Genomic DNA, 20,673 nt, shown 5'->3' with positions numbered 1-20,673 from the left:
ATGATATGGGTAAGGCAAAAGGATTTACACTTATAGAAATGGTTGCCACTTTGGTCTTGGTGGGCATCATGGCAGTGGGCATGGCCTATTTTCTTATCCCAGGAATTCAAGGGTACTTGTTTGCCCAGGAGAATGCGGAACTGACCCAGAAGGTTGAGCTGGCCATGACCAGGCTGACCCGGGAGCTTCGCGAATGCTATACATGTGATGGATCAGAAGGAGCAATATCCTTGCCTTTTGTATTTGAGAATACGCTGGGGAACAGACAAATAAGTCTTAGTAATGGGGATTTGAAAATAAATGGATATACTTTGCTGGATAAGGTGCGATCTGCTGATATATTTACCCGGAATTCTACCGATCCTCTGAAAATCAAGATTGAATTAGATGTAGCTCATCAGCAAGGGGATAGGATATTGACTTTTACAACAGATGTTTTTCCTAGAAATACCTATCAATAGGTTGTTCCATGAAAGATGAGCAACATATCAAAAGATGCAAGAATATGATGATAAGGTCCCAAGGAAGTGTACTCATAGCATTGGTTGTGGCCATGATTGTCATTGGTGTGCTGGGAGCGGCAGTCGTCTCTTTGCAGGGAACTTCCTCCATTCATGAAGTAAGGGCCAATCACGCAGAACGAGCCTACAATCTGGCCGAGTCAGGATTTCGATATGCGCATTCGGTTTGGCAGGAGACTGAAGATGAATATAAAGTGGAAGCACTCAATGGTACCTCTATATATGTTCCAAGTGGAGGAGAGATCAAATTTATTAATGTTGAACATAAAAATTCGACAGGATCAATTATTTTTACGGTAAATGAGTTTGATGATCAAAACAGTGTGTTGAGTATCGAAAATGTCAATTCTACGTATTTGCCTGAATACAACGGTATTTTTGAAATTGAAGACAATAATTGCACATATAGATACCTCCACTATGATAACAGCACTGATACCTTGGAAAAAATACAAGCAGTATCAGATGAAGAGGCTTGCTTTGATTCCTTAGAAGCTGGGGGAAGTGCTACGAGCTTGGACCATTTGGTTGTTGAGTCCAGGGGAAGCTTTCCTGGTTCCGGTGATTTGAATGTGAACAGGACAGTGACATATTGGTGGCCGATATCTGGTGGCGCATCAGGGCAGTCGATAGATGTATGGGAGGAATTTACTGATGAAGACGATATTGAAAAATGGGTTTCAACATCAGGTTCAGGAGCCATGGGTGAATATGATATAGAAGAAGAGGCTTTAGCTGTTACTGATGTTAATTCAGGTCTACAGGAAACAATGAGGGGGTTTGATGGAGTGAATAATATTCAAAATTCTAACTACGAAGTTCAAGTGAAAGTAAAAATGGAAAATTTGAAAAGTTATTTAGCTGGAATTACTTTTCGTCTTCAGTCAAATTATATAAATCCTGGAGGGAATAATGTTAGTTATGGAGTATCCTTTGTCAAGAATGAATCCAGTAAGAAAAGTCAAGGTCAAGGAAATGCTAACTCGAATAAGGGAGGTGGTAAAAAATCAAATATCCCAGATGAATTGATTCCAGGATATAATGAATCATATGTGATATTCTGGAAAGATGAAGGAAATCCATCAGCTGAGAAAGTTTCACTGCTGGCGTGGTCTAATATAGATGATTTGTCGATTGTAAAAGAACAGGGAGATATTAAGGAGTGGTCAAGTCTTTTACTTCGTATTGAGCAAAAGAAAGATGAGAATGGTAACAAGTATAACCAAGTAATAGTCATGGTAGGAGATCATGCTATTGGTAGTTATTCAGGGAATAGCAATCCACTAGATATATTAAGAAAAAGTTCATTTCGCGACGGTATTGACTTGAATGAAGATGGAGAGGAAGAATTGCCATGGCCAGTAAAAAATATCAATGGATGGTCATCGCAAAATGATTATTTTACAATTATTGAATGGGACGGAGTTAAAAATGGAGCCTCACTACGAAGCAAAGAAGTAAATGAAACAGATTATTATATTAAGGTGAAAACTGTGACTGGTGAATTATTATTTGATCCCGAAAGTGATTTTGAAATTGGTTTACATACATGGGGGAGTAATATGGCGGGCAAGGTTTTTTTTGACGACTTTTCAGTAAGGGAACTTGCTGAGGATCAATTTATACCCCCAATTCAAAATTAACATGTCCTTGTTTTTTATCGCTCCCACGCTCTGCGTGGGAGCATCTTTAGACCGCTCTGCGGTCTCTTACGGACGCCGGAGCGTCCCGGAAGAGTTCCCACGCAGAGCGTGGGAACAATAAGAAATGGCGGAGCGTGGAAATGACAAGGCTCACTCCCACCACTGATCAATATCGATCAGCCCTTGCTCTCCGGCATAATTCCTGGCGCTGGAATATCGCCAGTGCTCAGGCAGGTCCACGTATCCACGTTTGACCGGATTGGCATGGATATACTCAAGCTTCTGGATCATCATCTTGTTGCTCATGATCATCTCCGCGTGCACACCTTCTTGCCACAACTGATACTCCCGGTCTGCTTTGTGATTTTTCCTGCCAAAACGTAGAAGGTTCAGTAGGCCCATACGCTGCGTTGTGATCAAGTGATCTACAATGTGCCTGGCTGTGTAGGACTTGAATCGATAAACGTCCTTGTCCAGGTTTGAGGAGCTGGCGATGAAATGCAGGTGGTTTTCAAGGATGACATAACCGTAGAGCTGTAATCCAGCATTTTTTCTGAGATAGTTCCAAGAGTCAAGAATGATGTGGACAGCTTCCGGCTGAGAAAAGACAGGCAGCCACTCCACCATAGTACAGGTCAGAAAGTGTGTCCTGTCCGGCTCTGTAATCAGATAGCGGCTGCGGCCCATAGGGTTCAGTCCTTTTTTCTTATCCCTCCCACGCTCTGCGTGGGAGCCTCTTTGGATCGCTCCCGCGGTCTCTTATGTGGACGCTGGAGCGTCCGGGTGAGTTCCCACGCGGAGCGCGGGAACGATAAGAGAGGGCAGGTTTTCGGTTATTGCTCATCCCTGGGCTGTGACATAGTACTGACTCTTTTTCCATTCCTTCTTTTTGTCCTGCACCGGCTTGAGGAATGAACGGCCCTTCTTGTCTTGGACCTCATACAGGGCGTGGCGCATGATGGTCACCGGCAGCCCGCCCTTGAGATTGACCCGGATCTCAAAGCGGTTGAACCCCTGTACAACCCCGCGGAGTATTTCACCTTCCAGCAGGGTAAAGAAAAGCACTTCCCGTTCCAGCATCAGGGGGTACAGGGACTTGTTCTTGATGAAGTGCCTGTCTCTGGCGGAGATGATGGGTAGCAGCTTTCGGGACCGAACCTGGCGGTCAAATTTGATTCTCTCCACGATTTCCAGGGCTTCTTCCAGGGAGTGGAAAAACTTGATCGCGGTCTTGTGCACCGTCAGGTTATTGCCCTGCTCGTCCTCCAGGGTTGCTACGTAGGTCTGGCTGTCAATGATCCGGGCCGGAAGGACGCGCCTGCCGTGCAGATGGAAGACATGCCATGTCCCTTGGGCATGGGCCTGTTCCAATCCAAGGCGGTCGTAGTTTGTGTGCAGATATTCCTTGAGTCCGGCAAGGTACTCCATTTTCTGCTCCTGATCCGGGAATGGGACGATGAGGTCGCGGCCATGTCCAGAGCAATCCCTATATCCGTCAATACCCTGCATCCGTCAAGACGCCTCGCAACGCTTCGTTTTACCCAAAGCGTTTTTATCCCCTGAACTGATAGGGCTGACGCATTGATTTCAGGTCACTTTTGACCAGGAAGCCGGCTATCTTTTGGCCATCAATCTTTGCAGAGATTGTTTTTCCATGCTCTTCTGGGCGCTGATGTCCTGCCCGATGGCCTGAAAATGGGTGATGCTGCCCTGGTCGTCGAAGAACGCCCGGTCGGTCCACTCGTGCCAGCGGATACTCCCGTTGACCAGGACCTTATGCCGCAGGGTGAAGGCAGGTGCGTGCGGAGTCAGGGAGAGGTAGGTGCGCTGGACAATGTCCGCCTGGTCCTGGGGGACAAAGTCCAGGAATTGGCTTCCGACCAAGCGGTTGAAGTCCATCCCGAAATGATCGCAATAGTGCCGATTGACATAGGTCAGACTGCTGTCCGGGAGAAATGTGCAGACCATGACCGGGAGGCTGTCGGCGAGATGAAACCAACTCTGTTCGCACATGCGGAGTGACTCGCGCACTGTGTGATACGCCTGGAGATTTTGAGCCCAGAGCTGTTCGATGTCGGATCGCAGTGCTTTCCATTGCTGGACAAATGCAATGAGGTTCCCCTGATAGGTGTGCAGATCGGATAGAGGAAAGGAAATATGCTGTTCGGTTCTGTTTTCAGCAGCCTTGGAGAGCATGCTGAGCTTTTCCCGCATAATGGAGACCAAAAGCTCATCCATCAACCTGAGATTGCGCACAAACTGCTGGTCCATCTGGCTCTCCAGATCATGGGTGGGGGGGGGAGGCATAGTCAATAGGTTGACAACATTGTGCTGGTTATTTTGCACATGTCAAGAGGACAGGTCTGTATCTGCCGGTTTCTGGCCGCTGCAAGAGGGGTGCGGCGGGAGTGGCAGGGCCCGGGGATTGACCTGGGCATGGGTTCGGGTGTATCCGTGCTGACGTTGCACATGAGAAGCAATTGTATGTGCGTGGAAAAACCAGGCCCGAGACATCCGGAATCCGGTATCTGACTGGCAGTAACGCAGCTGAATCCATTCTGACTCAGGACAGTGCATCATGAACCGTACACGATTTGCCAACGGCCGTCTGGGGACCAGACTGGCCGTCTATTTTGCGCTGTGGTTTCTTCTGGCCGGGGCAGCCACCATCATCGTGGTGAATATGGTCATGCGCGAGCGGGCCTTGAGCGAGGCCAGGGACAAGGCCCGGATCATCCTGGACCACAATCTGGCTGTGCACACCTACTTTACCCACCAGCTCAAGCCCCACATATTACCCGTGGCTGAGCAGAACATCTCAGAGGAGTATTTCGATCCGGTCTGGATGTCTTCCACCTATGCGGTTCGGGAGATATATGACTACTTCCGGGAACTCGCCCCCAGAGACTACTATTACAAGGAATGCGCCATCAACGCTCGCAGTCCGCAGAACGAGGCCGACGAGTTCGAGAAAGCCTTTCTGCGCAGACTGAACCGCAATTCCGGCCTGGAACAGAAAACCGTGGTCCGGGATATCAACGGCAAGCCGTATTTCGTTCTGCTGCGCAAGGGAGAGCAGATGCAGAAGAGCTGTCTGCGCTGCCACAGCAGTCCGCAAAAGGCGCCCCAGGACATGGTGGATGCCTACGGGCCTTCCCGGAGCTTTGGCCGGGACCAAGGAGAAGTGGTCTCGGCGATTTCCATCCGCATTCCCCTGGAGCAGGCCTTTGGCCAGGTGAGCAGGATTACCTGGATCATGTCCGGAGGATTGGCCGCGATTTTGGTCCTTTTGTATATCGTTGTGTATGTCCTCAATCACCGCCTGCTGTTTGTCCCCCTGCGCACCATGGCGGCCAAGGCCCGGTTGATTGCGGAAAGAAAGGAGCACCTGGGTGATGAGGTGGATATCCCAAAGGGAAAGGAAATGCGGGAGATCGCCCTGGCCCTGAACTGCATGTCCAAACGTCTGCGGGAGCATGTGGACGACTTGGAGGGTCAGGTCCAGGACCGGACCGATGTGCTGTCCAAGGTCAATGCAATGCTCCACCAAGAGATGGACGAACGGCAGAAGGCGGCTCAGGAGCTGCAGAACTATGCCAGCCAGCTGGAGCATCTGGCCCGAACCGACGAGCTGACCCAGGCTTTCAATCGCCGTCACTTCCTGCGGGAGCTGGAAAAAGAGGCAGACCGGGCCAAACGGTACGGCCGGCCCTTGTCTCTGGCGATTCTGGACCTGGATTATTTCAAGGATGTGAACGATACCTACGGCCATGCGGCCGGGGACGCAGTGCTCCAGGCCCTTACCGCCGCCTGCCGCAGCGTCCTGCGGACTCAGGACGTGTTTGCCCGCATGGGCGGGGAGGAGTTCGCGGTCCTGCTGCCGGAAACCAGCACGGATGGGGCCGGGCAGGTTGCGGAGCGGATCAGGGAGCTGATCCAGGAAATGGATGTTCAAGCGGATGACGGCCAGGTGGTCCAGTTCACGGCCAGCTTGGGGGTTGCTTCGCTGGATAAGGAGGACGACTACGAGGTGGAGCCATTGCTGCAACGGGCGGATCGGGCCTTGTATGCGGCCAAGAACGCCGGCCGGAACCGGGTGGTGACCCTGTGATGGCGATATGCGGAGTGGGGGGCAGAGGACAGAGATCAGAGGTCAGAGGTTAGAGGACAGAGGACAGAGATCAGAGATCAGAGATCAGAGGTCAGAGATCGGGTACGCCTCTGGTGGGTAGTTATCTGTTATCAGTTATTTGTCATCAGCAAGAAGCCGATGGTTATAACCAGCAAGAATCTGGCGAGTGAGGGTAGGGGCGAATAATCATTCGCCCTCTTTTATTATCGCTCCCACGCTCTGCGTGGGAGCTTTTCTTGACCGCTCCGCGGTCTTTTTATGGACGCTGGAGCGTCCGGGGGAGTTCCCACGCAGAGCGTGGGAACGAAAGAAGAATGAGTGTCCAGTGCATCGGTTTGTTGGGATTTTTTTCTTCGGGATCGAAATCGCTATCGGGATCGATATCCATAAGCTGAGGGTGCCTCCTGCACCGAATGACATATTCTTTCGATTACGATATCGATCCCGATTTCGATTTGGATTATCCTCACCCGGGTTGACAACGGGTTGCCGGGCTTTTCTGGGCGAATTCACATCAGGCGAAAAAGCGAGTGAGATCGGAATTGAGAAAATCGGTCAGGTCCAGGCCGTCCGGACCAATTATCCACGACATGGTCTCTGGCCAATGTTTTTGAAACTGGGCCAAACCAGTGTGCGGCTTACCTACAGGGGATATTTTGACCTCCAGGGCCGCTAATCTATGGCCCTTTTTCAGCACAAAATCCACCTCCTTGTTCCTTTCCCGCCAATAGTAGACCTCAATGCCCTGATCTTCCCCTTGGTTCACCAGGTGAGCCCCAACGGCAACCTCCACCAGACGGCCCCAGCGTTTCGGTTCAGTCAGCCATTCGTCAGGACTCAGGCCGGATTGGGAGGTGACCAAGGCGGTATTTCTTGGTATCCATTTCGGGCTGGAGGCCCTGGTCCTGATTTTGGTTCCATGCCATTTCTGCAGGCCTTTGAGCATATAGGCCCCTTCCAGCAAGTGCTGATAATGGGCCAGGGTGGTTGTATTCCCGGCATCCTGCAGCTGCCCGAGCAATTTTTGGTAGGATACGATCTGGTCGGCATAATCGCAGCTCAAGGCGTAGAGTTGGCGGAGAAGGGCCGGCTTTTCTACCCGATGCAAGAGCAGGATGTCCTTGCCAATAGCGGTTTCCACCAATGACTGTTGAATATAGTCGGCCCAGCGCAGCCAGTCAGTGACCATAGAGGCTGATCCTGGATATCCACCATACATAATATACTGCTCCAGCCCCCAGCCAAAACATTGAGCCATCTCAAAAAACGACCAATGCGGCATGCGGATTATTTCAAATCGTCCAGCCAGGCTTTCAGTCAAGCCTTGTTGAATTTGCAGGGAGGATGAGCCGCACAGGACCAGCCGGATGGGATTTGCCCAATACCTGGTCTGGTCCCAGAGTTTCTTGATCTGTTCGGCCCAGTTTTGAACTTTTTGGATTTCATCCAGGACCAAGAGAACTGCATCCTGGTCAGTAGTCGATTTGAATTGAGCTGACTTCCAGGCCTGCTCTATCCATTCAGTGCCTGGAGGGGCCGGGGCATCGGCAGAGGCATAGACTGTGGGTCCGGTCCATTCCTGACACACCTGCAAGACAGCAGTTGTTTTACCTACTTGCCGAGGACCAAGAACCACTTGGACGAGTGGTCGATCCTCCCGGAGTCTGTCCATCAGGGTGTATGTTTTATTTCTTTTAAATTCAGGAAGATGCATGATATATTACCATTTGCTCAATGTAATGAGTAAAAATACTCAGAAGCTTGAGTAAAAGTCAAGTGGCTCATTAGCAACGGTGAATGGGGGGCGGTTCATATTTGCCCTGCTCATTTTCACTGGGGGCCTGCCCTGTATTTATCGCTCCCACGCTCTGCGTGGGAGCCTCTTCAGACCGCTCTGAGGTCTTTTCTGGACGCTGGAGCGTCCGGGGGAGTTCCCACGCAGAGCGTGGGAACGATAATCAAGAGGGCAACCACGCGCAGACGCGTGGCTGGAGACGCCCGGGTGCCCCTACCCGGAGGGGCTGGGGTGAGATCTGGGAGTTGGGATATATTTGTGTGGTCAGACGGATAACCTAGGTTCTCATTGTAGGGGCAGTCACGCGCAGACGCGTGACTGCCCTGTATTTTAAGAGGGCAACCACCCAGTAAAATACCCCAAGGGGGCCCGATTTTACCGAGCAGGTACGGCGCAGGAGCGTCTAGGATTGCCCCTACCCGGAGGGGCTGGGGTGAGATCTGGGAGTTGGGATATATTTGTGTGGTCAGACGGATAACCTAGGTTTTCATTGTAGGGGCAGGCTTCGCGCTTTGGCGTAATGCCTGCCCTCTGAGGGCAACCACCCAGTAAAATACCCAAAGGGGGCCCGATTTTACCGGGCAGGTACGGCGCAGGAGCGCCTAGGATTGCCCCTACCCGGAGGGGGAGTTGGTTAGATTGGGGGGTTGGGGTATATTTGCGGGATCTGCGGTTACCCGGGGTTCTCTGGGTAGGGGCAGTGCTTCGCGCTTTGGCGTAATGCCTGCCCTCTTTATCTTTATTCATTCCTGAGCATCTTGATGATGTGCCTGGTTAAATGTTCTCGAATTTCTCTGTGGCGTGGAACTGGTTGAGATACTTTAGTCTTTGGATTTTATACCAATCGTGTTTGCCGCCATGACGAATGAATTGACAGCCCATGTTATCAAGTACCTGGAGCAATTCTCGTCGCTTCATACCAATTCCAAGTCATCTGCCCGTCGAACATTGGCGATTGTTCCACTTGAGAGCTCATAATGGATGTCTTTCAAATTTTCTTTTAATTCTTCCAGGGTTTCTCCTTGAGTCCAATAATCCGGAAACTCTTCTGAGCTTTCCCCCATGGGCTGGACAGGGATTAGGTAAGTTTAAGGTGTAGAAGGTAGAGGCAGTGTTTGGGGAAGATCCCGGACTGCCGGGGAATCTCGGTTTTCATGAGCGCTCTGCGGTCTTTTGGGTGAACGCTGGAGCGTCCTGGGGAGTTTCCACGCAGAGTGTGGGAGTAATAAATGAAGATAACTTCAGTTTCTTGCCAAGCTTTTTTATCTGGTTTATGCTAGTATTTAGCCTTTGAAGAATTGTAAGGTAAGTTTTCATGTGCTTGTCTTTACCCTGGAGAAGATCTGCTTGAAGAAGCGGTCGTGGGCACTGGGACTAGAAGAGGATAACGGTTGCCTTATACAAAGGGGAAATATGTATGGAAACCAGAACAGTAACCCTTGATTTGCCGGTTGGAGTCTTTTCAGCCCTGCGCAAGACCCCCGAGGAGTTTAGGGAAGACATTCGGGTAATAGCGGCGGTAAAATGGTATGAAATGGGCATGATATCCCAAGAAAAGGCATCCGAAATAGCCGGGATGTGTCGCGAGGATTTTTTGTTCGAGCTGGCCAGGTATAATGTCTCCCCATTTCAATATTCAGCTGATGACGTTCTGGAAGAGGCTGGCTATGAATAGTGCCTTTGTACTGAATGCCTCTCCCCTTATTTTGCTTAGTAAAGCTGGACTGTTGTAGTCAATAGGACCATTGGCTAAATTATGGGTTGTTCCTGATGCTGTGGCGGCAGAGTTTGAGATCAAAAGATCCATTGCTCCGTATGTTGCCGAATTGGAAACTGTTTCAAAGGTATCTCTGGAATCGTGTCTTCAGATCCATCCTTTTGTAGCCGCTTGGGATCTTGGTCAAGGAGAGAGCGAGGTTTTAAGCCTGTCAATGAAAAAAGGCATGGGTACGAAAGCTGTTCTTGATGATCTGCAGGCCAGAAAGTGCGCGAAGCTTCTCGGGGTGAGTTTGATTGGTTCTGTGGGCTTGATTATCATGGCTAAGCGTGTTGGTCTGATAGGAGAGGCCAAACCTGAAATCAACAAGCTCAAAGAGCTTGGGCTTCGCATTGATACGGACCTGTTGACCAAGGTGTTTCAAAAAATTGGCGAATGATGGGAGATAACGGATTGCCGGGGTGCCGGGGATTCAGAGGACAGAAGATAGAGGACAGAGATCAGAAGTAAGCCCCGCCTCTGGCGGATAGTTATCTGTTATAGGTAGTTGTAATCAGCAAGAAGCCGCCGGTTATATCCAGCAAGAATCTGGCGAGTGAGGGTAGGGGCGAATGATCATTCGCCCTCTTTTATTGCTCCCACGCTCTGCGTGGGAGCCTGTCTTGACCGCTCTGCGGTCTCTTGCTTGGACGCCGGAGCGTCCGGAAGAAGTTCCCACGCGGAGCGTGGGAACGATAAGTATAAGTAGAATGAGTGTCCAGTGCATCCGTTTGTTGGGATTCTTTTCTTCGGGATCGAAATCGCTATCGGGATCGGGATCGATATCCATAAGCTGAGGGAGCCTCCTGCACCGAATGACATATTCTTTCGATTACGATAGCGATCCCGATTTCGATTTGGACTATCCTAACTACCTGTTAATGTTTGTCATCAATCAAGAATCTTGGTGAAATAGGCTGAGTACTTCGGATTTGTCCTGGGCGAAAAGGATTGCTTCCATGGCCTGGTCCAACATGGCAGGATCCTGTACAGAATCGATCAGTCCTTTTTCTTCAGCAGAGAGGGCAAACTTCCGGTTTATGAGCGTCATCAGGGCAATCCGCTTACCCTCCAATCTGCCTTCCTGCCGGCCTTCTTGTATACCTTCCTGCCGGCCTTCTTGCCGGCCTTTTTGCATCCCTTCCTGTCGTAGCTTATCTGCTATAGTTGGCATAAGCTCCTCTCCCTGAGGTATTGTCTTCAGTGCTGTGTGCACATCTTGGATATCAATATTTTCAGCTGCTTGAAGGACATATTCAAGCACCACCTGCAAGTACTCTGTGAGCCTCCTCTTCTCTCCCAATCTCCCAAGCAGCTCTATTATCTCCGGCAGTCGGTCCCCAAGCTCAGGTCTTTGGATATATTTTAGCAGGAGCTGCACAGACTGCAAGATAATTGTGCCCTTGATCTCGCCCTCATCCAGGTGAGAGATGTCGTGCAGGATATGATCAAACTTTGGAATATAGGGCAGAAACTCTGACGATGGCGGATCAAAGAGATCCTCAAATCTCAAGCCAAAGTTCCACGGCCTGTCTCCATGGTAAATGACCACTGGAATGATCACCGGCAACCGGTCTGATCCTGCCTTCTGGTCCCGGGCCATGGCATACCAGGAGCTGGCCATATATTGCAGCACCTGCACTCGGGCGTATTTTTCCGGGCCGCTTTTATGTTCAAAGAGTATATACAGCTCAGCCGGATTTCCGGTCTTGACTTTGGTTTTGACCACCACATCGCTAAAATACTCGGACAAGTCAGGGGCAACATAGTTTCCGTTCTCGACCTCCAGGGTGTCCAGCTCCAGATGCGAGACAATTCCGGTTGGGAGGTAGGTCTGTATGAAATCCCGGATATTCTCCGGCCTGGAGATGATTTGCTTGAAAAAGCGATCATGAGCACGGGGAGTGGAGGAACTCATGGCCTGAGTATATATTGTGCTTGTATATGAGGCAAGGAAGAGAAAGAGGAGGCGGTGATTGGGAGCTGATTCCGGATTTCAGGGTAGCCGGAACTCTTCGATCGCTCCGCGGTCTCTTGTCTGGACGCTGGAGCGTCCGGAAGAAGTTCCCACGCAGAGCGTGGGAACGATAAAGATGGCCTCACTTCATGCACAGATTCTTGAGTGGAGCCGGATTTTCTTTCTTCGGGATCGAAATCGCTATCGGGATCGGGATCGATATCCATAAGCTGAGGGTGCCTCCTACACCGAATGACATATTTTTTCGATTACGATAGCGATCCCGATTTCGATTTGGATTATCCTCACCCGGATTGACCTACGGGTTGTCGCGCTTTGTAGGACAGAAGACAGCAACGCCTCCGGTGGATGGTTACACCTCACTGATCCAGCCTTGACGACTGTACGGCAAAGCCGTATATTTTTAGCAATGCTATTCATCGAAACCTCAACATTCACCAAGCTATTGCCGAACTACCTCCCGGATGAGGAATACCGTGGGCTTCAAACTTATCTTCTACACAAGCCAGGTGCCGGTGATTTGATTAAAGGTTCGGGTGGTGTTCGAAAAGTTCGGTGGGCACCAGCGGGCTCGGGAAAGAGCGGTGGGGTCAGAGCAATTTATTACTGGAAGAAATCTGACCACGAGATATGGATGCTCACGCTGTACAGTAAATCAGAGCGCGCCAGCATACCTGGCCATACGCTCAAGCAGATAGCGGAGGCAATCAAAAATGGGTAACAGGAACATTGGGGCAGAAATTCTTGATGGTATCTATGAAATCAAGCAGTTCAAGAGGGGTAAATTGGCTCTCCGAACGCAAGAGCTTTCAGAGCCCTCACCGCCCAAAGTGATCAGGCTGAAATTGCACATGTCGCAGTCAGCATTTGCCGGTCTTATGGGCGTGAGTGTGCGAACCCTTCAGGATTGGGAACAGGGTCGGCGCGAGCCGCAGGGTCCTGCGGTTGCGCTTCTGCGCATTGCTGAGCAACACCCGGAAGTTTTTAGTCAGCTTTACTGACCAAAGTGAGGTGTAACCAGGTCATGCACCGGATGACAAAACCTCCGCTCCGCTCTGGTTTTGTCGCCTGTGATGGCGGGCGTTATCTGTTATCAGCAAGAAGGCGACAGTTATATCCAGCAAGAATCTGGCGAGTGGGGTTGGAGGGGCGAATAATCATTCGCCCCTCTTTTATTACTCCCACGCTCTGCGTGGGAGCCTCTTCAGACCGCTCTGAGGTCTTTTCTGGACGCTGGAGCGTTCGGAAGAGTTCCCACGCGGAGCGTGGGAACGATAATCAAGAGGGCAACCATACGGCGCAGGAGCGCCTAGGATTGCCCCTACCCGGAGGGGCTGGGGTGAGATTTGGGGTTTGGGGTATATTTATGTGGTTAGACGGATAACCTAGGTTCTCATTGTAGGGGCAGTGCTTCGCGCTTTGGCGTAATGCCTGCCCTGTATTCAGAGGGCAACCACCCAGTAAAATACCCCAACATGGTCCCGATTTAACCGCCCAGTTAAATACCCCAGGGCTTGTCCGGTGAAATGTCTTCCATTTTACTGGAGTTGCCCCGATTTAGCAGGCAGGGTTACCCCTCCCAGGAGGGGTGGAGGTGAGATCTGGTAAAATTATAATCTGAATTATAATAATATATATTATCAAAATTGACATATCATAATTTCACGGCTATATCATGCCTATGGCATTATTTGTGGATAGAGAACACGAGCTTCAGTTTCTGGAGCAAGAATACACCCGGGACAGATCCTCCCTGGTGGTTATTTACGGCCGGCGCAGGATCGGCAAAACCACCCTCATCAAGCATTTCATCCAGGATAAAAACGCGTTTTATTTTGTAGCCACCGAAGAGTCGGAGCGGGAAAACAGGAGGAACTTCCAGCACGCGGTTTCGGAATTCACCCGGAACCCCTTTCTGAAAAAGGATGTCCTTCTGGAATGGGAAGAGATCTTTTCTGTGCTGCACAGCCACCAGCCAGAGGCGAGAATGGTCATCGCCATTGACGAGTTTCAATACTTGGGCAAGGCGCGGTCCTCGTTCCCCTCTATTTTCCAGAAGATATGGGATCAGATGCTGGCTGAGGCCAGGGTCATGGTCATTCTCTGCGGCTCCCTGGTGGGAATGATGGTGGAACAGACCCTTTCGTATTCCAGTCCCTTGTACGGAAGACGGACTGGGCAGATACGTCTGGATGAAATTCCATATCAGGATTATGGGCAGTTTTTCCAGCACCCGGAGGCTCTTAATTGCATAGAGTATTATGCCGTGACCGGGGGGGTACCCAAGTATGTGGAGCTTTTTCCCCCGGCTGAAGATATCTTCCAGGCCATTGAGAAAAACATTCTGTCCAAGCGAAGCTTTTTGTATGAAGAACCGATCTTTCTGTTGGAAAAGGAGTTCGGCGAGACCGGAACATACTTTTCCCTGATCAAGACTATTGCCGCCGGGAACAGAAAACTGGGCAAGATTGCCTCTGCTCTGGGCATAGGCCAGTCCGGTCTGACAAAATATCTCAAGACCCTGCAGGAGCTGGATTTGGTGGCCAGAGAAGTTCCGATAACCGAAAGGAACCCGGAAAAGAGCAAAAAGGGCCTGTACCGGATAAAGGACAATTTCATCAACTTTTGGTTCAAGTTTGTCCATCCCTTCAGGAGTTATCTAGAAATTGAGAATACTGAGCTTGTCCTTGACCGGATCAGGGAGCAATTCAGACCGAATCTCGTCAGCTTCGTGTACGAAGACATATGCAGGCAGCGGCTCATGCATCGGGGCCTTGGCAAGGCGCCGCACCTGCACCTGATTCAGGCCGGCCGGTGGTGGAACAAGGATACAGAGATTGATATTTTGGGCATAAGCGAAGACAAAGAGCAGGTGCTGGTCGGGGAATGCAAGTACACTGCCGGTCCTGTGGATACGGATGTCTATTTTCACCTCCTGGAAAAAGCGCAAAGAGTTGATAAGGAAAGCCAGGCCCACATGCACTATGTAATCTTCAGCCAGTCCGGCTTTACCGATGCTCTACACCATCTGGCCCATACCCACGAGCATATCCATTTGGAGACAGTCTAAAGAACTTGTGGATTTCAAGTGATAAAGGATGGGCAATCCGATGGGGTGGCCAAGGGGCAAGGGGGAAGGAAGCTCAAAGCTCAAAGCTGAAAGTTGGGAGAGGAGCAAGGGACAAGGTGAAGACGGCAGGATCGGCAACCAGAGGAGAGATCCCGCAATGTCAGGTTACCCGGGGTTCTCATTGTAGGGGCAGTGCTTCGCGCTTTGGCGTAATGCCTGCCCTGTATTACAGAGGGCAACCACCCAGTAAAATACCCCAAGGGGGCCCGATTTTACCGGGCAGGTACGGCGCAGGAGCGCCTAGGTTGCCCCTACCCGGAGGGGGAGTCGGTGAGATCTAAAACACCCCCCAACCCCCGCAAGGGGGGACCTGGTTTGGGCGTTCCGGGGTTGGGATGGACTGTACGGTGGTTGGAGAGATACGGCTGAGTGATGAGCTGACTTTCATAGCCAAAACAGTAGGTATGCCTTGGCCGTACACACCAGCCCGGGGAGGATACCGGGAGTGCTGATTATACAGGCTGAGAAGATGAGTTGTTTTTGTTGGGTGCTGTAAGTGCGTTTTCTGCAGCATGCACCAAAAAGGATGATCTGGACATTCCTCTTTGTTTAGCCACCATGTCTATTTTGCGAAGCATATTTTCCGGAAGAGTTATGTTAACCCGGACAGTACGAGATTTTTCTTCCGAAACTGAGATCACTAAAATTGCGGCTGCATCTGAATAGTCTGGATTGTCTATGATATCTTCCAGCTTGGATGGAACCGGCAAATTTTCCTGGTCTTCCAGCATACCTTTCACATGAAGCGAAAGGGCATCATGGGCCATATCTTTTGCCTCATCAAGCGTACTGCCTGCGGTAACGCATCCCGGAAAATCGGGAAATGATACACCAAAATCACTGTTGTGATCTTTGTGAACAATGGCAAGGTAGTTGGTCATATTGATGTCCTACGTAAATTGTATTCCTGCTTGGCGCTCGATGCTTTTGAGTGTGCCAGCTGGGATATCTTTTTTGGGGTGGGGCACAGTAACCCGCCCCTTCTTGGACGGATGCCGGAACTGGATATGTGACCCGGATTGAGCAACCTTGTACCACCCATCTTGTTCCAAAGCCTTTACGACCAGCCGGCTATTCATGTGTGGATAAATACACACTGCTGCTGGGTTTGTCAATCACAAGTAAAAAAGGACTGGGGGTGTATTTTTGATTGCTCCCACGCTCTGCGTGGGAGCCTCTTCAGACCGCTCTGAGGTCTTTTGTGGACGCTGGAGCGTCCGGGGGAGTTCCCACGCAGAGCGTGGGAACGATAATCTAGAGGGCAACCACCCAGTAAAATACCCCGAGGGGGCCCGATTTTACCGGGCAGGTACGGCGCAGGAGCGCCTAGGTTGCCCGGAGGGGAGCCGGTGAGATCTGAAACACCCCCCAACCCCCCTCAAGGGGGGACGGGGCGGGAGAATGGTTGTGGTTTGATGATATTAGGTTTAGCTCAGAGTTCAGCTCTCTGCAAAAATCAGATTGTACAAGCACGATTCACGGTATTTTCAGCCCGTACTGGGCGAATTACGCCCCCCCTGGAGGGGGGAATCCAAGGGGGGTGTTTCTATGGCGCGGGGCCACAATCCAAGGAGCAAGGTGAACCAAAAAACATCCCCCAACCGGTGAGTGGGGGGCGGTTCATATTTGCCCTGCTCATTTTCACTGGGTGACTGCCCTGTATTTATCGCTCCCACGCTCTGCGTGGGAGCATGTCTTGACCGCTCTGCGGTCTCTTGTCTGGACGCTGGAGCGTCCGGAAGAGTTCCCCACGCTGAGCGTGGGAACGATAAGGAAGGGGGGGACTGATTCGGTAAATCCGCGTTGGGGATGGACGGTATGGTGGTTGGAGAGGCTGGTGGTGGGAGACGGCTGAACGGGGAGATGGGCTTGCGTAAGCAAAGCAGTAGCTGTGCTACTGCCCCGTCCACCTTGAGGGGGTAGGGGGTGTTGATCGTTTTGGCAACCGGGGCGTGGTATTATGGAAGGTTACCTGGTTGACAATGCCGGGTGCAGCCGGAGTAGGACAGTGGGAGGTGATAGAGAGTAGAGAGTTGTGTAGGAATGCTGGTCCGCAAGATATCAGGGTGATACAAAAGAGGGCAGTCTCGCGCAGGTGCGTGACTGCCCTCTTTTGCGATTTTATCTCTACAACACTGTAGATTTAGCGATATTGGGGCGAAAGTAATGCTTACGACGAGGATCCTATGTCATCATTGTGTACAGGATTGGAAAAAGTCCCAGTAGCGTTATAATCACCATATTCAGCAGTAATGGTAATATCATTTTCTCCTGAAGGATCAGAGCAATCTATGGTTGCATCAGTTAGCCATCCATCAGCTGAAATTTGATTGCAAACTGTTGAATTAATATTTTGAAATGCTGCAGTTTGATTGCCATTTTCTGTTAATAAATTTCTTGCAAATGCCATATGCAAATTGCTTTGAGCGGCAGAAACTAATGATTCTAGCCCCTTTTGTCTCGCTTCATCACGCATATCCATAAATTTTGGCACTGCCACAGCTGATAAAATCCCCAAAATAACCAATACAGCAATAATCTCGATCAGGGTGAAGCCCTGCTGGGCTGGGGATGCTTTTGTGATTGATGTGTTTGGCATTGTTGTCTCCTGTTTTTTAAGTTTTAGGTGTTAGGTTTTAGGTTTTAAGTTCAAAGTGTTAAGTGTTAAGTACTGGAATCAGTTATCAGTTATCAGTTATCCGTTATCTGGAGTATGGTTTTGCCTGATAACAAATAACTGATAACTCATCTTCTCATCTTTGACGTGAATGTCCTGATCCTGACTCTGCAAAGGGAGTGCCAAGCATCAGGGTCAAGGGCCTAGGGCCGAGGTACAAGGGCAAAGAGCAGAAGGCCAAAAGCCGAAAGTCAGGGCCGAGGGCCGAGTGGCAAGGGCTTAAAAACAGGTCCAAGGGCCGAGGTGAAAAGGCCAAGGTGTAAAATAGTTGACCGTTCCTTGACATTTACCCTGCTTAGCTCATTGTTTTTGACATCAACCAGCTGCGGATATAAGCGGACTGCGGGTCAAGATGTCGGCTTGTGAGAATGCGTAGCATATGCGGGGCTGGTGAGCAAGGTTTTTTGGCGGATGAGGTGAGTGTCAAAATATTGTACGATGTCAGGCAATGATTGTATCTCCAAAATATGGAGATTGATCATCACAATGTGTTGGATTGGAAAGAGTGGCAAGGGCTGAGGAACAAGGGCCAAGGGCTGAGGGCAAAGGGCAAAGGGCATGGAGCATGGAGAAGAGGGCATAGGGGCAGAGGGGAGAGGAATGAGGGCCGAGGGCCGTGGAGCAAGGGCTGAGGGAAGAGAGCAGAGAGCAGAAGAGGATGCTTGCATCTATTGACCCGTATGCCTGCCAAAGCGCAGGCACGCTCAATTGATGAGTATCTCGCCAGGTGGTGCTGAAGTCATAAGTTTGGCTTCATTTTTGAATACCAGTTCCCTGCTGTCCGGTCGGTCCGGAGTTGACGAAATATGCGGATGGGGATATTGGGTGCTTGCAATTGGGAGCCTGTAACGCAGGGATCGTTTGATTCAGGATGGGAATTGAGGAAGCCCCGAGCTGGCGCAGATACTTTCAAACCGGAGAGCAAGCGGGAGACGATACGCGGAGCAGATCATGAATTATGTACATACCGTCGGCTGGAGCGGGGTGGATGATTTTCCGGATGCCTATGCCGCCCATGAAGTTGTCTCAGACGGGCATGGGCGGGCAAGGGACTATATATTTCTGGAGGTCAATCAGGCCTTTGAACAGATGACCGGGCTTCGGCGATCCGAAATTGTGGGCCGGAAAGTGAGTCAGGTTCTGCCCGGGATCAGACTAGGGTCCTTTGACTGGATTGCAGTCTATGGCCGGCTGGCCCAGACCGGGGGGTGCATTCATTTTGAGCAGTATAGCGAGCCCCTGGGGCGGTGGTACGATGTCTGCGCTTTCAGCCGGGGAAACGGAAGGTTTGTGACCATATTCCGGGACATCAGCCGGTACAAGCCCTCGACAAGCGGGATGCAGGAGGAAGGCGACCCCGCGATCCGGGTTCTGGATTCCATGCAGGAAGCCTGTTTTGAGCTGGATGTGCATGGCCGGATCACTCTGGCCAACACGGCCGGGGGGAATTTGGTGGATGCGGATGCGAACCAGCTCCGGGGGAAAAACTTTCTGGATCTGTGCGCCGACCCGGAGAATGTTACGCCTCGGCTGGAACATGTTCTGCGGACAGGTGCCAGTGAATATGCCGTGGACGTACAGCTTTTGTGTCTTGACGGATCATCGGTCTATGCCGAGTTCTCGATCACCCCGGTGACTGATGAGCAGGGGGGTATTCGCGGTTCGCGCTGGATCGGCAAGGACATCACCCAGCGCAAGGAGTATGAGGCCCAGCTGGAGTATATGAGCCTTCGCGACCGGTTGACCGGACTGTACAACCGGGCCTATTTTGAAAACGAGATGGAACGGCTGGGAAAAAGCCGGGACTATCCGATCACCATCCTGTCCGTTGATCTGGACGGTTTGAAGCTGGTCAACGATACCATGGGTCACAAGCAGGGGGACACCTTGCTCATGACCTGTGCCCGGATTCTGAAGAGCTCCTTTCGAAGCAGCGACGTCCTGGCCCGGATTGGAGGCGACGAGTTTGCGGCTATCCTGCCCCGCACCGAAGGCAGAGCAGGGGAAGGGATTGCTCGGCGGATCGTGGAGCAGGTCCGGGCACACAATGCAAAGGGGGATTCACCTCTGCCGGTCAGCCTGTCCATAGGCCGCTCCACGGTTCAAGGGCGTTCCGAGAGCCTGGCCCGGGCCTACAAAGAGGCTGATGATCTGATGTACAGGGACAAGCTGCACAAGGGAGGAGATGCCCGATCTGAGATCATCAACTCTCTGCTCAAGGTGATGGAGGAAAAGCAGTATATTGACCGGTCCGATGTGGAGTATCTGCAGAACCTGTGTCTGGCCACGGGACGGGAGGCGGGGCTGAACAGGAAGCAGCTCTCAAGTTTGGCCCTGCTGGCCCAGGTGCATGACTTGGGGAAGGTCGGGGTGGCGGATAGCATTCTGCGCAAGGAAGAGCCGCTCACAGAGGAAGAGTGGGAGGTCCTGCGTACCCACCCGGAAAAGGGCTACCGCATCGCCAGATCATCCACGGATTTGGCTGAAATCGCTGAACTGATTCTGAAGCATCACGAGCGCTGGAACGGACAGGGCTATCCCCTGGGGATAGCCGGAAGGGAGATTCCGGTTGAATGTCGTGTGCTGGCTATTGCAAACGCCTATATGGCCATGATCAATGAGCGACCCCATCAGCGGGCCATGTCCCGGGCCGAAGCCCTCCAGGAATTGTGGCGCTGTGCCGGGACGCAGTTCGATCCTGCCCTGGTCCAGGCCTTTGCCCGGATCATCAGCCGGGAGGCTGAGAATGAGGAGCTGGGGGAAGCGCAGTGAGGGGGAGGGCCGAGGTGCAAGGGCCGAGGAAGACAGGAGACAGGGGGCAGAGGTCAGAGGTCAGAGGTCAGACGTCAGAGGGCAGAGCTCAGCGCCACTGGCGGCCGGTTATCTGTTATCAGTTATCTGTTATCTGTTATCAGCAAGAAGCCGCCAAGTTGATCCAGTAAGAAACTGGCGAGTGGGCTGTAGGGGCGAATAATCATTCGCCCTCTTGGTTTGGACGCAGGAGCGTCCGGGAAAGTTCCCACCCAGAGCGTGGGAAGGAT

General features: G+C 51.3%; 17 protein-coding genes. 8 read left to right on the top strand and 9 right to left on the bottom strand.

Annotated features, from left to right (window positions below; all coding sequences use genetic code 11):
- Positions 1–5 precede the first annotated feature (5 nt).
- The gene (locus N902_RS19000) at positions 6–461 is read left to right on the top strand and encodes a PilW family protein (RefSeq protein ID WP_051564682.1); all 456 of its coding nucleotides are present in this window, start codon (positions 6–8) and stop codon (positions 459–461) included.
- Positions 462–469: 8 nt separating this feature from the next.
- Positions 470–2,164, top strand: a complete 1,695-nt coding sequence (locus N902_RS0115620) for a type IV pilus modification PilV family protein (RefSeq protein WP_153304261.1) — start codon at positions 470–472, stop codon at positions 2,162–2,164.
- A 150-nt stretch (positions 2,165–2,314) separates the two neighbouring features.
- Here the strand turns inward: N902_RS0115620 and N902_RS0115615 are convergent, their stop codons facing one another.
- The 3 genes from N902_RS0115615 to N902_RS0115605 form a co-directional block, all read right to left on the bottom strand.
- Positions 2,315–2,851, bottom strand: coding sequence for an REP-associated tyrosine transposase (locus N902_RS0115615; protein ID WP_027371653.1), 537 nt, complete (start codon positions 2,849–2,851; stop codon positions 2,315–2,317).
- A 153-nt stretch (positions 2,852–3,004) separates the two neighbouring features.
- Positions 3,005–3,592 (bottom strand): hypothetical protein, encoded by a 588-nt coding sequence (locus tag N902_RS0115610; RefSeq protein ID WP_027371652.1) that lies wholly within the window; start codon positions 3,590–3,592, stop codon positions 3,005–3,007.
- 186 nt (positions 3,593–3,778) lie between these two features.
- Positions 3,779–4,435, bottom strand: a complete 657-nt coding sequence (locus N902_RS0115605) for a PAS domain-containing protein (protein WP_027371651.1) — start codon at positions 4,433–4,435, stop codon at positions 3,779–3,781.
- Positions 4,436–4,742: 307 nt separating this feature from the next.
- Here N902_RS0115605 and N902_RS18430 point away from each other — a divergent pair, with 307 nt between their 5' ends.
- Positions 4,743–6,275 carry a diguanylate cyclase gene (locus tag N902_RS18430; RefSeq protein WP_051564681.1) on the top strand — a complete coding sequence of 511 codons (1,533 nt, stop codon included), beginning with the start codon at positions 4,743–4,745 and terminating at the stop codon, positions 6,273–6,275.
- A 277-nt stretch (positions 6,276–6,552) separates the two neighbouring features.
- Here N902_RS18430 and N902_RS20565 read toward each other — a convergent pair whose 3' ends face one another.
- Together N902_RS20565 and N902_RS0115590 are read right to left on the bottom strand one after the other, a co-directional pair.
- Positions 6,553–6,684, bottom strand: a complete 132-nt coding sequence (locus tag N902_RS20565) for a hypothetical protein (protein WP_279614671.1) — start codon at positions 6,682–6,684, stop codon at positions 6,553–6,555.
- 126 nt (positions 6,685–6,810) lie between these two features.
- Positions 6,811–7,968, bottom strand: a complete 1,158-nt coding sequence (locus N902_RS0115590) for an ATP-binding protein (protein ID WP_084288528.1) — start codon at positions 7,966–7,968, stop codon at positions 6,811–6,813.
- A gap of 1,540 nt (positions 7,969–9,508) precedes the next feature.
- Between N902_RS0115590 and N902_RS0115580 the strand changes: the two genes are divergently transcribed.
- Positions 9,509–9,766, top strand: a complete 258-nt coding sequence (locus N902_RS0115580; RefSeq protein WP_027371649.1) for a UPF0175 family protein — start codon at positions 9,509–9,511, stop codon at positions 9,764–9,766.
- Between the two features lie 70 nt (positions 9,767–9,836).
- Positions 9,837–10,247, top strand: a complete 411-nt coding sequence (locus tag N902_RS18420) for a PIN domain-containing protein (protein ID WP_208596346.1) — start codon at positions 9,837–9,839, stop codon at positions 10,245–10,247.
- A gap of 495 nt (positions 10,248–10,742) precedes the next feature.
- Here N902_RS18420 and N902_RS0115570 read toward each other — a convergent pair whose 3' ends face one another.
- Entirely contained in the window at positions 10,743–11,765 is a 1,023-nt protein-coding gene (locus tag N902_RS0115570; RefSeq protein ID WP_027371648.1) for an Rpn family recombination-promoting nuclease/putative transposase, read from the bottom strand.
- Between the two features lie 773 nt (positions 11,766–12,538).
- Between N902_RS0115570 and N902_RS0115560 the strand changes: the two genes are divergently transcribed.
- Together N902_RS0115560 and N902_RS0115555 are read left to right on the top strand one after the other, a co-directional pair.
- Positions 12,539–12,826 carry a helix-turn-helix domain-containing protein gene (locus tag N902_RS0115560; RefSeq protein WP_027371646.1) on the top strand — a complete coding sequence of 96 codons (288 nt, stop codon included), beginning with the start codon at positions 12,539–12,541 and terminating at the stop codon, positions 12,824–12,826.
- 674 nt (positions 12,827–13,500) lie between these two features.
- Complete coding sequence (locus tag N902_RS0115555) at positions 13,501–14,895, top strand: ATP-binding protein (protein WP_244147443.1); 1,395 nt, start codon at positions 13,501–13,503, stop codon at positions 14,893–14,895.
- Between the two features lie 512 nt (positions 14,896–15,407).
- Here the strand turns inward: N902_RS0115555 and N902_RS0115550 are convergent.
- The 3 genes from N902_RS0115550 to N902_RS20560 all read right to left on the bottom strand — a co-directional run bounded on the left by N902_RS0115550 (position 15,408) and on the right by N902_RS20560 (position 17,554).
- Positions 15,408–15,836 (bottom strand): type II toxin-antitoxin system HicB family antitoxin, encoded by a 429-nt coding sequence (locus N902_RS0115550; RefSeq protein ID WP_034623169.1) that lies wholly within the window; start codon positions 15,834–15,836, stop codon positions 15,408–15,410.
- A gap of 9 nt (positions 15,837–15,845) precedes the next feature.
- A complete protein-coding gene (locus N902_RS19590) occupies positions 15,846–16,034 on the bottom strand; it encodes a type II toxin-antitoxin system HicA family toxin (RefSeq protein ID WP_084288516.1) in 189 nt (62 codons plus the stop codon).
- A 1,091-nt stretch (positions 16,035–17,125) separates the two neighbouring features.
- Positions 17,126–17,554: a prepilin-type N-terminal cleavage/methylation domain-containing protein gene (locus tag N902_RS20560; protein WP_084288514.1), complete on the bottom strand. Its 429-nt coding sequence runs from the start codon at positions 17,552–17,554 to the stop codon at positions 17,126–17,128.
- Positions 17,555–18,583: 1,029 nt separating this feature from the next.
- On the opposite strand from N902_RS20560, the gene N902_RS18995 reads away from it, so the two are divergent.
- Positions 18,584–20,404, top strand: a complete 1,821-nt coding sequence (locus N902_RS18995) for a diguanylate cyclase domain-containing protein (protein WP_051564680.1) — start codon at positions 18,584–18,586, stop codon at positions 20,402–20,404.
- The last annotated feature ends 269 nt before the right edge of the window (positions 20,405–20,673 follow it).

The organism is Desulfovermiculus halophilus DSM 18834 (genome assembly GCF_000620765.1).
Classification (GTDB): Bacteria; Desulfobacterota; Desulfovibrionia; order Desulfovibrionales; family Desulfothermaceae; genus Desulfovermiculus; species Desulfovermiculus halophilus.
The sequence above is the reverse complement of the archived record's forward strand: the minus strand, read 5'-3'. Positions and strand labels throughout refer to the sequence as shown.